This is a genomic window from Acinetobacter sp. WU_MDCI_Abxb74, assembly GCF_025513915.1.
GTDB classification, from domain to species: Bacteria; Pseudomonadota; Gammaproteobacteria; order Pseudomonadales; family Moraxellaceae; genus Acinetobacter; species Acinetobacter calcoaceticus_C.
The window spans coordinates 51,969-64,551 of sequence record NZ_JAHPRP010000008.1; the positions used below are offsets into that span (position 1 = coordinate 51,969).

Consider the following 12,583-nt stretch of genomic DNA (forward strand, 5'->3'; position numbering starts at 1 on the left):
GAAATGAGTATAAATATCGCACGGTTACTAGAACGATTAGAAGAGTATTGTGAAAAAGATTATTTATCAGTTTGCGTCTGCCCCAAGACTCGCCAAACAATGTTTTTTGGTTCTTGTAGACCTTTTTGCGTTTCCTGTTATTTTGTGGTTTTGTTACGCCCTCCGTTTATTTGACTTAGGTGCTGAGGTTATTCCAGGCATTAACTATGGAGTAGCCATCGTTACTATCGTGGCTATTTTAAGTTTAATGGTAACAGGGGTATATCGCTTTATTGTCCGTACTTTTAACGAAGCCTTTATTGCAAAATTAGCGCTTGCTGTTGCACTGATGGTAGTTGTTTTATATAGCCTAAATGCATTCTCGGCAGCTTTTGTTCCAACCTCAATTCCATTGATGTTTGGTTTCTTAATGTTTAGCTGGATTTGGTGTAGCCGTGCATTTATCCGTTTCATTGTAAAAGCTGCATTACTCACAGGGGAAGAGAGAAAGCGTATCGCAATTTATGGTGCAGGTGATGCTGGTCAGCAAATTGCAGCTGTGCTTTATCGTTCTGGCAACCATTTACCTGTCTTCTTCATTGATGATAATAGTTCTTTGCAAGACCATATGGTTGGCGGTTTAAAAGTACTATCTTTAGAAAAAGCTTTACAACGGTTTGAAAAATATAAAACTGATGAAATTTTATTAGCATTACCTTCAGTAGGTCGCGTACGTAAAAGTGAAATTATTCAACAGTTAGAACCTGCACATCTTAAAATTACGGAACTTCCTGGCCTTACTCAGTTAGTTGATGGTGAACTAAAAGTTGCTGATATTCGTGAAGTAGACATTGTTGATTTATTGGGACGTGACCCAGTACCACCTGTAGATCATTTACTTGCAAAAAATATTCATAATAAAATCGTAATGGTAACAGGTGCCGGTGGTTCTATTGGCTCAGAGTTATGTCGACAAATTATTAAAAATCAACCTAAAATGTTGATCATTTATGAAATTACGGAATTTGCTCTTTACAGCATAGATAGAGAATTACGTCTAAGCGCTCAATGTGAAATTGTTCCAATTTTAGGTACTGTTCAGGATCAACAAAAATTAGAGCGTATTATTGAGCAGTATAGTGTACAGACTGTTTATCATGCCGCTGCCTATAAACATGTACCTTTAGTAGAATGTAACCCTATTGCTGGTCTCAAGAACAATGCGATTGGAACAGCGAATAGTTTAAATGCAGCTGTGAAAAAGGGTGTCGAGACATTCGTTCTAATCTCGACTGATAAAGCCGTACGTCCAACCAATGTTATGGGTGCCTCAAAACGCATGGCCGAACTTTATTGTCAGGCAATGGCTGAAGCTCAAAAGCAAACTCAAATTAGTATTGTACGTTTTGGTAATGTATTAGGCTCTTCAGGGTCTGTAGTTCCCTTATTTAAAAATCAGATTGCAAAAGGTGGTCCTATTACTGTGACTCATCCTGATGTAACACGCTACTTTATGACCATTCCTGAAGCATCTCAATTAGTTATTCAAGCTGGTGCTCTAGGTAAAGGCGGAGATGTCTTTTTACTTGATATGGGTGAACCTGTTCGTATTCAAGATTTAGCTCGACAAATGATTTCTTTAAGTGGTTTAACTGTGCGTGAACAAGACTCAGCACAAGGGGATATCGCAATTCACTACAGCGGATTACGCCCAGGTGAAAAACTTTACGAAGAATTATTAATTGATCAAGAAAATACTGAATACACCGAGCACAGTAGAATTCTTCGATCATTTGAAAAGTTTTATCCTCTTACAGAGATTCAAGAAGTTTTTGAGCGGGTTAATAATATGACTGCTGTTCAAAAAGATATTGATTGGGCGCTTTGTCAACTCGAACACTATGTGGATGGTTATAAACGTAGTAAAGATATTATGGTTAATTAGAGAGTGAATGTGTGATTAAAAAGGCAATTTTACCTGTAGCTGGATTAGGTACACGTTTTTTACCAGCAAGTAAGTCAATTCCCAAAGAAATGGTCACAGTGGTTGATCGTCCTGCAATTGAATATGTAGTGCGTGAAGCTGTAGAAGCCGGAATTGAGCAAATTATTTTGGTTACTCATTCATCTAAGGCATCAATTGAAAACTATTTTGATCGAAACTTTGAACTAGAAACGACTCTAGAGCAAAAGAAAAAATTCGATTTACTTAAAGAAATTACGCACATCATTCCCTCTCATGTGAGTGTGGTAAGTGTAAGGCAGCCTCAACCTTTAGGTTTGGGGCATGCTGTTTTATGTGCGAAAAGTATTGTTGGGCAAGATGATTTTGCTGTGTTATTGCCAGATGTATTGGTTCAAGATAACTCAGGGAAAAATGATTTAACTCGTATGATTGCACGTTATGATGCAAGTCAAGCTGCTCAAATCATGGTTGAGGCAGTACCAGGTCATCTTGTAGATCAATATGGAATTGTTGATGTGAAGCAGAGCCCGAATGAAGGTGAAAGTATTGCTATGCAGGGAATTATCGAAAAACCTGCTATAGGTTCTGCACCTTCTAATTTATCTGTAGTTGGCCGTTATATTTTACCTGCTAAGATTATGCAGCTTTTGGAAAATACACCCAAAGGGGCGGGCAATGAAATTCAGTTAACTGATGCTATTGCGATGCTTCAACAAACTGATACCGTTGAAGCCTATCGGATGCAAGGTCAAACTTTTGACTGTGGCAGCAAGCTTGGCTATTTGAAAGCTGTACTACACTATGGGGTTGCACACCCTAAGTTAGGATTGGAATTTAAACAGCTGATTCAAGAACTTAAATTATAAAGTTTTGTAGTTCTGCTTAAGTATTTGTAAAAACTACTGAATATAGTAGCTGAGCAGTATATTCTCTTCCTGTAAAGGGAAGAGAAATCTATAAAATACGAAAAAATCAGGTGTGCAATGAAAATCGCAGTATTTGGAACAACGTTACATGCCGGCGTGATGGCAGCGTTATTAGCTGAATATGGTAATCAAATTTACTGGTGTACAAGTGTCACCTGTGAAGAAAATATTTCTGTACTTTCGTATCAAGATCAAGACGTAAATAATTATTTAAATAAACAGCGAAAAGCGGGTTTCTTAAAAGAGAGCCCTTTTTCTGAGATTCCTTTAGATATTGAAGTTTATTTATTCTGTTTTAGTCCTACACAAATTGAACTTGCATTAAAAACGGTTGAGAAATTGAGTGAACGACCAATTGTTCACCCACGTTTAATGATTAATGGTTCTACTTTTGGTTTGCACGGTACAGAAAAATTAAAACAGCATTTGCCAAAAGATGAGTGGGTTTACTTTCCTGATGTGATTCAAGAAGGTAATGCCATCAACAGCGTATTAAATGTAAAGCATGTCATTATCGGTGTAGAATCTAGAGATGCAAGTGAAACTATGCAAGAGTTATTGCGTCCTTTTTTCCAATTTAGTTATCAATATTTATTTATGCCAATTTTAGATGCTGAGTTCACCAAACTTAGTATTTCAGGCATGTTGGCAACCCGCATTAGTTATATGAATGACTTGGCTATGGTCGCTGAAAAGTTAGGTATTGATATTGCGAATGTAAAGCATGGTATTGCTGCTGACACACGTATTGGTGCTGCCTATTTATCGCCAGGTGTAGGATTTGGCGGTGAGAATTTTTCGCATGATATTTTAACACTTTCGAGCACTGTGTCTGAAACTGGAACAAAAAGCCGCCTTTTGGAACAAGTTTGGGCGATTAATGAGCAGCAGAAAGAAATTTTATTCCGTAAGTTATGGAATTATTATCACTGTAGCCTAAACGGTAAAACAGTTGCGATTTGGGGTGCATCCTTTAAAGAGAACACTTCAAATATACATAATTCACCAATTCATATTTTATTAGCTGCATTATGGGCGCAAGGTGTAATAGTACGTCTGCATGACCCTCAAGCTTTAGATGAAATAGCTGCAACTTATGGGCATCGTGAAGATTTAATTTTATGTACTGATCAATATGAGGCAGTACGAGATGCTCATGCGTTATGTCTAGTCACTGCATGGAAGCAATATTGGAGTCCTGACTTTAAGCAACTACAACAATTAATGAAGCATCCTTTAATTTTAGATGGGCGTAATATTTATGATCCTGCTTATGTAAAGGCTAAAGGTTTTGCTTATGAAGGAGTAGGTCGCTTATGAGTAAATCAATTGAGCAATTTCCAAAGGAATTAGTCTCACCTTTAGCTCATCTGCAAACTTTAGGTGAAAAAAACTCAAAATTACATATAAAAGAGTTGTTTGCTTTAGAGCCAGATCGTTTTCAAAATTATTCTGTAAAATTTGATCAATTATTTTTTGATTATAGTAAGCACCGCTTAACCAAAGATATTTTGGAACAATTAGTAGCTCTCGCGAATACTAAAAATTTAACTGAATGGATTAATCGCCTTTTTTCACAAAATAAAATTAATTGTACTGAGCAACGTGAAGCAATGCATTGGGCATTGCGTTTACCTGCTGACTATTCGAAGTTCCCAGATTTAACAGAACAAGTTCATAACCAGTTACAACGTATGTATGCCTTAGTGGAAAAAATCCATGCAGGACAATATCGTGGTTCAACTGGTGAGGTGATTCAAGACGTTGTAAATATTGGGGTGGGTGGTTCTGATTTAGGACCACAAATGGTCACTCATGCGTTGTCTGATTTCAAAGTAAAAACGGCTAAGCCTTTAAATGTTCACTTTGTGTCTACTATGGATGGTAGCCAGTTATCAGAATTACTCCATCAACTTCGTCCTGAAACAACTTTATTTATTATTTCATCTAAGTCTTTTGGTACGATTGACACTTTATCAAATGCTCAAACGGTGCGTCAGTGGCTTGAAAAAGCCTTAGGAAAACATGCCAGAGTTTTAAAAAGTCATTTCGTTGGAGTATCAACAAAAGCGGACAAAATGGCCGAATGGGGAATTGCCCCTGAAAACCAATTACTACTTTGGGATTGGGTTGGCGGTCGTTATTCATTATGGTCATGTATTGGTTTACCTATTGCTCTAACGATTGGTGTTGAAGGCTTCCAACAACTGTTAGCAGGGGCTCATGCAGTCGATGAGCATTTTCAAAATACGAGTTTTGAGCAGAATATCCCTGTTTTAATGGGGCTGTTGGGTGTTTGGAATAATAACTTTTTAAATATTCAGACCCATGCGGTATTACCTTATGACGGACGTTTAAAATATTTTGCTGCGTACTTGCAGCAGCTTGAAATGGAATCTAATGGTAAATCTGTACAGCGCAATGGACAAAAGGTTGAGTTAGACACTTGCCCTATTATATGGGGTGAGGTTGGACCAAATGCTCAGCATGCCTTCTATCAATTGTTACATCAAGGTTCTCAAGCGGTAAGCTGTGATTTTATTGCACCGATACAACGTTATAATGCAGATCATTTTACCTATGTTGAAAATGCAGAAGCCCTAGTCGAACAACATCATCTTGCACTTTCAAACTGTTTAGCACAGTCAAGATTACTAGCCTTTGGTAACGAAGCTTTAGATTCGACTGAATTAGAGAATTTACCAATTTATAAGCAGTATGAAGGTAATCAACCAAGTTCTACATTATTATTGAAAGAATTAAACCCCTATAGTTTAGGAATGTTGATTGCTTTATATGAGCATAAAGTTTTTGTGCAGTCTGTGATCTGGAATATTAATCCATTTGATCAGTGGGGAGTTGAGAAAGGTAAGCAGATTGCTGATCAGCTACTTCCGATTTTAAACGGTGTTCAAAATGACCTTTCAACACTTGATGCTTCAACGCGTGGATTAATTAAAATATTGTTAGGAAAAGTAGATGGCTAAAATTCTAGTCACGGGTGGTGCAGGTTATATTGGTTCACACACATGTGTTGAGCTTTTGCAGGCTGGTCATGACGTTATTGTTTTTGATAATCTATCAAACAGCTCAGAAGAATCTCTAAATAGAGTTCAAGATATCGCTCAAAAAAGTTTAACTTTTGTGCAGGGTGATATTCGTAATGCAGATGAGCTTGATCGTGTTTTTCAGAGTCATTCAATTGACGCTGTGATCCACTTCGCGGGTTTAAAAGCCGTAGGTGAAAGCCAAGAAAAACCGCTCATTTATTTTGATAATAATATTGCGGGTAGCATTCAACTGGTTAACTCGATGGAAAAGGCTGGTGTTTATACACTTGTATTTAGCTCCTCTGCAACGGTGTATGACGAAGCCAATATATCGCCATTAAATGAAGACATGCCAACAGGTATGCCAAGTAACAACTATGGTTATACCAAGTTGATTGTTGAACAATTATTGCAAAAGTTGTCAGCGTCTAATCCAGAATGGTCAATCGCATTGCTTCGTTATTTTAACCCGGTAGGTGCACATAAGAGTGGACGTATTGGTGAAGATCCACAAGGTATTCCAAATAATTTAATGCCGTATGTGACTCAAGTTGCTGTGGGTCGCCGTGAAAAATTGTCCATTTATGGCAATGACTATGACACGGTAGATGGCACTGGTGTACGTGACTATATTCATGTGGTTGACTTAGCGAATGCGCATTTGTGTGCTCTAAATAACCGATTACAGTCGAAAGGTTGCCGAGCATGGAATATCGGTACAGGTAATGGTTCATCTGTTTTGCAAGTTAAAGACACCTTTGAGCAAGTTAATGGTATGCCTGTAGCCTTTGAGTTTGTAGCACGTCGAGCTGGCGATGTTGCGACTTCTTTTGCAGACAATACCCGTGCAGTTGCTGAGTTGGGTTGGCAACCGCAACATAGTTTAGAGGATATGCTCAAGGATAGCTGGAACTGGCAGAAACAAAATCCTAATGGATATAATTAAATACCAATAAAAAGGAGCGAATCGCTCCTTTTTTATTATGGATTAGTTCTGAATCAATCCTGTCAATTCATCTACATAATGTTGTATAGGGTGGGCTTGACGGTCTGCACGGCTTTCAATATTGAGACGTAACAACGGTTCAGTGTTTGACGCACGTACATTAAAACGCCATGCGCCAAAGTCCAGACTTACACCATCGGTACGGTCAATTTGCGGTTGCTGTTCTGCGTAGTAATCAAAAATCTTTTGAATAGTAGTTTGTGTGCTTTCCACTTTAAAGTTGATTTCACCGCTACAAGGGAACTTGGTAATCATATTTTCAACCAGCGTTGAAAGAGATTGCTGAGTCTCAGAGAGTAGAGCAACTGTGAGTAACCAAGGGATCATGCCGCTGTCGCAGTAAGCAAAGTCACGGAAGTAGTGATGAGCGCTCATTTCGCCACCATATACGGCATTGTGTTCACGCATCACATCTTTAATAAAAGCATGACCAGATTTTGACTGTACAGCAATGCCGTTGTATTTATCGACAATATCAAAGGTGTTCCAAACCAAACGTGGGTCATGAACAATTTTTTCACCAGACTGTTTAATCAAGAACGCTTGAGCTAGTAAACCAACAATGTAATAGCCTTCAATAAACTCACCTTTTTCATCAAACAAGAAACAGCGGTCAAAGTCGCCATCCCAAGCGATCCCCATGTCTGCTTTATGCTCGATTACAGCATTTCGGGTACTGTCACGATTTTCAATTAAAATTGGGTTGGGAATACCATTTGGGAAAGTACCGTCTGCTTCATGGTGAATTTTGATAAATTCAACAGGTACGTTAAGCGCTTTAAATTTTTCTTCAATGGCATCAATGACGTGACCAGCTGCACCATTACCCGCATTTACCACTAATTTTAATGGGCGGATTTTTGCTGGTTCAATATAAGTGAGTAAATGTTCAACAAATTCAGGCAAGATGTTATAACTTTGAGTAGTGCCTTTTTGGCTAACTTCTTCAAATTGATTCGTTTCTGCTAAAGCTTGAATTTCTTTTAAACCTGTATCGGCACTAATTGGACGAGCATTTTCTCGTACCAGTTTCATACCGTTATAGTCCATTGGGTTATGACTAGCGGTAACTTCAATACCACCTTGTACATCTAAATGGAAAGCGGCGAAGTAAACTTCTTCAGTACCAGTCATGCCCAAATCAAGAACATTCACACCCGCATCATTTAAACCGTGGATGGTCGCTTGTTTTAAAGCCTCACTGCTTAGACGAATATCACAACCTACAACCACAGTCTTTGGTTTATAGATTTGTCCGTAAGCGCGGCCAATTTTATAGGCGATTTCTTCATTCAATTCGGTGCCGAGTTTGCCTCGGATATCATAGGCTTTAAAACACGTTAAAGTAGTCATTATTCAGTTCAATACAAATGATTTGAGTTTTGAGCATTATTATACATTTCTCAATTAATGGTTATGTTTATAGTTTTTATATTCAAGTTTTACGCTTTATTTCTGTAGATCAGATCTAAATTTATAAGATATTTTTTACGACTTTAGTCTAACAATAAAATTTATAAATTAGAAATAGCTTGATTTTACTTGGCACTATTGGTCATACCAATTATATTGATTATTTAGTGGTTGATCTTGTTAATACTCGTGTTTATGATGCGATCTGCGGTTTAAGGAATAACATTTGCACTTAAATTTTAATTGGTAATACCAATTGTGTTAAATGTTTAAAATTTTAAGGTACAAAAAATTCGCCCCAGCATTTCAAGGAGATGACAATGCTCAATATGTGGCAACAACTTTATGACCCTTTAAATAATATTTGGCTGTCCAGTGCAGTTGCATTAATCCCGATTATTTTCTTCTTTTTGGCCTTGGCGGTTTTTCGTTTAAAAGGCAGTATTGCGGGTACGGGCACAGTCATTATTGCATTGTTGATCGCTCTCTTTTTCTATCAAATGCCGGGGCAAATGGCCTTTGCATCCATTATTTATGGTTTCTTCTACGGTTTATGGCCGATTTCATGGATCATTATTGGGGCAGTCTTTCTATATAAAATTTCGGTGAAAACAGGCCAGTTTGAGGTGATTCGCTCAAGCATTTTGTCAATTACCGAAGATCAGCGGTTACAAATGTTATTGGTTGGCTTTGCTTTTGGTACTTTCCTGGAGGGAGCTGCCGGTTTTGGTGCTCCTGTCGCAATTACCGCTGCACTGCTCGTCGGTTTAGGTTTTAAACCACTTTACGCTGCCGGTTTATGTTTGATTGTGAATACTGCGCCAGTTGCTTTTGGTGCGATGGGTATTCCAATTATTGTGGCGGGGCAGGTTTCTGGTGTAGATACCATGGAAATTAGCCAGATGGTTGGACGTCAGTTGCCGTTTTTAACGCTAATTGTGCTGTTCTGGATCATGGCCATTATGGATGGCTGGCGTGGCGTTAAAGAAACTTGGCCTGCTGTAGTGGTTGGTGGTGGCGCTTTTGCGATTGCACAATATCTAACATCTAACTTTATTGGTCCTGAATTACCTGATATTACGGCGGCAATTGCTTCATTGGTCAGCCTGACTGTGTTGTTCCGTTTCTGGAAACCAAAACATATTTTCCGTTTTGAACCTGAAGCTGGCCAAACGCTAACTCAGCAACCTACAACGATTCAGCGTTATAGTATTGGGAAAATTGTTAAGGCGTGGTCTCCATTTGCCATCTTAACGGTCATGGTGACGATCTGGAGTGTTAAGCCATTTAAAGCATTGTTTGCAAAAGATGGCGCACTGGAACATTTAATTTTTAAACTTGAAGTGCCTTATTTGCATAAATTGGTCGAAAAAATGCCGCCGATTGTGTCAGAGATGAAACCATATGAAGCGATTTATAAGTTTGACTGGTTCTCTGCGACAGGTACTGCAATTTTTATTGCTGCAATCATCACCGCTATTTTCTTGAAAATGAAAGCGAGTGAGGCCGTAACGACCTTTGGTGAAACACTAAATGAGTTAAAAACACCGATTTACTCCATTGGTATGGTGTTGTCTTTTGCTTTTATTGCGAACTATTCAGGTTTATCTGCAACTTTAGCTTTGGCTCTATCGCATACGGGTCATGCTTTTACTTTCTTCTCACCATTTTTGGGTTGGCTTGGTGTGTTCCTGACGGGGTCAGATACATCTTCAAATGCTTTGTTCTCCGCATTACAAGCAACTACTGCTCAGCAGATTGGTATTCCAGAAGTATTGCTTGTAGCAGCGAATACCAGTGGTGGTGTGACAGGTAAGATGATTTCTCCACAGTCAATTGCGATTGCTTGTGCAGCAGTAGGCTTGGTTGGAAAAGAATCTGACTTGTTCCGTTTCACGGTAAAACATAGCATCATATTCACTGTCTTTGTTGGCATCATTATTACGGTTCAGGCTTATCTGGTTCCGTGGATGATTCCGTAACTTCAGTGAAGGAAAAGTGATGAGAATCTCCGATCAAGTGGTCATGAAATTGCAGGCATTAATTGAAGAGCGTCACATGAAAAAAGGTGACCGTTTACCTGCCGAACGCCAGCTTGCAACTAGCTTAGGAGTTTCTCGTCCATCTTTGCGTGAAGCGATTCAGCAGCTTAACAGTCAAGGGGTACTCATTAGCCGCCGTGGAGATGGGACTTACATTCAACAGTTGCCTGAACAGTGGCCACAGCAACTCATTGTGAATCCAATTAGCAACTTGATGGAAGAAGATCCGCTTTACCGTTTTGATGTACAAGAGGCGCGGCTATTACTCGAGGGGGGCACGGCATGGTATGCCGCATTGCGCTCAACACCTGAAGATCGCGCCAAAATTCATCATTATTTTAATGAAATTAGTCGCCACCAGAATGCGGGTGACTCAGCGCAGGCGGCGGTTGCAGATGCCGAATTTCATTTAGCTATTGCTGAGGCTTCGCATAATGTAGTGCTGATTCAAATGATGCGCAGCTTGTTCGATTTGCTGCAATACAACGTCTTGTTGGGACGTAAAAAAGTCTATAACGATCCGATAAATGGTGACTTGCTGAGTGAACATCATTTTCAGGTTATGGATGCGATCGATCGTAAAGATCCCGAGGCCGCACGCCAAGCTGTCTGCGGTCATATTGAATTTGTGATTAATCATGTGCGTTCTCTGGATGAAGATGAAGCTCGCCAGAAACGTGCAAACCGTTTAAATAGAGTTGATTTAAAATGATTATTTCTTCTGGCAATGATTACCGTGCTGCGGCACAGCGTCGCTTACCTCCATTTTTATTTCATTACATTGATGGTGGAGCGTATTCGGAATATACATTAAAGCGCAACGTACAAGATTTGTCAGAAATTGCATTGCGTCAACGTGTGCTGAATGACATGTCAGCTTTAAGTTTAGAGACAAAACTGTTTAATGAAACTTTGTCAATGCCAGTTGCTTTGGCACCTGTCGGTTTAACAGGCATGTATGCGCGCCGCGGTGAAGTTCAGGCCGCGATGGCAGCCGATAAAAAGGGTATTCCATTTACGCTTTCAACGGTTTCTGTTTGTCCGATTGAAGAAGTGGCACCTGCAATCAGCCGTCCAATGTGGTTCCAGCTTTATGTATTACGTGACCGTGGTTTTATGCGTAATGCTTTGGAACGTGCTAAAGCAGCAGGCTGCTCAACACTGGTGTTTACTGTAGATATGCCTGTGCCGGGTGCGCGTTATCGTGATGCCCATTCGGGAATGAGTGGGTCTAATGCGGCTATGCGCCGTTATGTGCAGTCAATGTTTCATCCACATTGGGCATGGAATGTCGGCTTAATGGGCCGTCCGCACGACTTAGGTAATATTTCTAAATATTTAGGTAAACCAACTGGACTTGAAGATTATATTGGCTGGTTGGGTTCGAACTTTGACCCATCGATTTCATGGAAAGACCTTGAGTGGATCCGTGAATTTTGGGATGGCCCAATGGTAATTAAGGGCATTTTAGACCCAGAAGATGCTAAAGATGCTGTACGTTTTGGTGCTGATGGCATTGTGGTGTCGAACCATGGTGGTCGTCAGTTAGATGGCGTGATGTCTTCTGCTCGTGCATTGCCTGCGATTGCGGATGCAGTCAAAGGTGATTTGGCCATTTTGGCTGACTCAGGCATTCGTAATGGTTTAGATGTGGTGCGTATGTTAGCGCTCGGTGCGGACACGGTGTTACTTGGTCGTGCATTTGTGTATGCCTTGGCAGCAGCAGGTGGGCAAGGGGTGTCGAACTTGCTTGATTTGATTGATAAGGAAATGCGTGTTGCGATGACGCTGACAGGTGCTAAGTCGATTTCGGATATTAATGCGGATTGTTTAGTACAGGCGATGAAGTTCTAACATTTTCGTATTAACTTTGATGATATCGACACGACGGAGTCTTATCGGAAAAATTTTAATGTAAGTAGCTAATTGACGTTACTTTTTTAAAAAAGTAACCAAAAACTTTTCTATTCACAAAACCTGTTCTCTGTTTTTCACCAATCAAAGTAATTGCAAAAACAGTAATTTTTAGAATTCGGGCAGGTTGTGAATAGCGTTAACGCGTAGCCAATTTGAATTAAATCTAACACCTAGAGATTAGTCGCTGGTGCTAAGCGTCACTTACAGCCTGCGTAGTATGAGCAAAGTATTGTTTTTGCAATATAACTTGAAAAATGAATACAGCGAACAGGTTCTGTAAGTAG

Annotated in this window: 9 protein-coding genes; 8 read left to right on the plus strand and 1 reads right to left on the minus strand. The window is 39.5% G+C overall.

What is annotated here, in order from left to right:
- Positions 1-49 precede the first annotated feature (49 nt).
- From KTH84_RS13740 to galE, 5 genes are all read left to right on the plus strand, one after another.
- Positions 50-1,924 (plus strand): polysaccharide biosynthesis protein, encoded by a 1,875-nt coding sequence (locus tag KTH84_RS13740; RefSeq protein WP_262473624.1) that lies wholly within the window; start codon positions 50-52, stop codon positions 1,922-1,924.
- 11 nt (positions 1,925-1,935) lie between these two features.
- Positions 1,936-2,811, plus strand: coding sequence for a UTP--glucose-1-phosphate uridylyltransferase GalU (gene galU, locus KTH84_RS13745; RefSeq protein WP_262473626.1), 876 nt, complete (start codon positions 1,936-1,938; stop codon positions 2,809-2,811).
- A 117-nt stretch (positions 2,812-2,928) separates the two neighbouring features.
- Complete coding sequence (locus KTH84_RS13750; RefSeq protein ID WP_262473627.1) at positions 2,929-4,191, plus strand: nucleotide sugar dehydrogenase; 1,263 nt, start codon at positions 2,929-2,931, stop codon at positions 4,189-4,191.
- Positions 4,188-5,858: a glucose-6-phosphate isomerase gene (gene pgi, locus KTH84_RS13755; protein WP_262473628.1), complete on the plus strand. Its 1,671-nt coding sequence runs from the start codon at positions 4,188-4,190 to the stop codon at positions 5,856-5,858. Before KTH84_RS13750 ends, pgi begins: the two co-directional genes overlap by 4 nt.
- A complete protein-coding gene (galE, locus tag KTH84_RS13760; RefSeq protein WP_262473630.1) occupies positions 5,851-6,867 on the plus strand; it encodes a UDP-glucose 4-epimerase GalE in 1,017 nt (338 codons plus the stop codon). Before pgi ends, galE begins: the two co-directional genes overlap by 8 nt.
- 42 nt (positions 6,868-6,909) lie before the next feature.
- Here galE and KTH84_RS13765 read toward each other — a convergent pair whose 3' ends face one another.
- Positions 6,910-8,280 (minus strand): phosphomannomutase CpsG, encoded by a 1,371-nt coding sequence (locus tag KTH84_RS13765; protein WP_262473632.1) that lies wholly within the window; start codon positions 8,278-8,280, stop codon positions 6,910-6,912.
- A 374-nt stretch (positions 8,281-8,654) separates the two neighbouring features.
- On the opposite strand from KTH84_RS13765, the gene lldP reads away from it, so the two are divergent.
- From lldP to lldD, 3 genes are read left to right on the plus strand one after another with little or no spacing between them, the layout of a single operon-like run.
- Positions 8,655-10,322, plus strand: a complete 1,668-nt coding sequence (gene lldP / locus KTH84_RS13770; RefSeq protein ID WP_202743565.1) for an L-lactate permease — start codon at positions 8,655-8,657, stop codon at positions 10,320-10,322.
- Between the two features lie 19 nt (positions 10,323-10,341).
- The gene (gene lldR, locus KTH84_RS13775; protein ID WP_262473634.1) at positions 10,342-11,094 is read left to right on the plus strand and encodes a transcriptional regulator LldR; all 753 of its coding nucleotides are present in this window, start codon (positions 10,342-10,344) and stop codon (positions 11,092-11,094) included.
- Positions 11,091-12,236 carry an FMN-dependent L-lactate dehydrogenase LldD gene (lldD, locus tag KTH84_RS13780; protein WP_262473636.1) on the plus strand — a complete coding sequence of 382 codons (1,146 nt, stop codon included), beginning with the start codon at positions 11,091-11,093 and terminating at the stop codon, positions 12,234-12,236. Before lldR ends, lldD begins: the two co-directional genes overlap by 4 nt.
- Positions 12,237-12,583 lie beyond the last annotated feature (347 nt).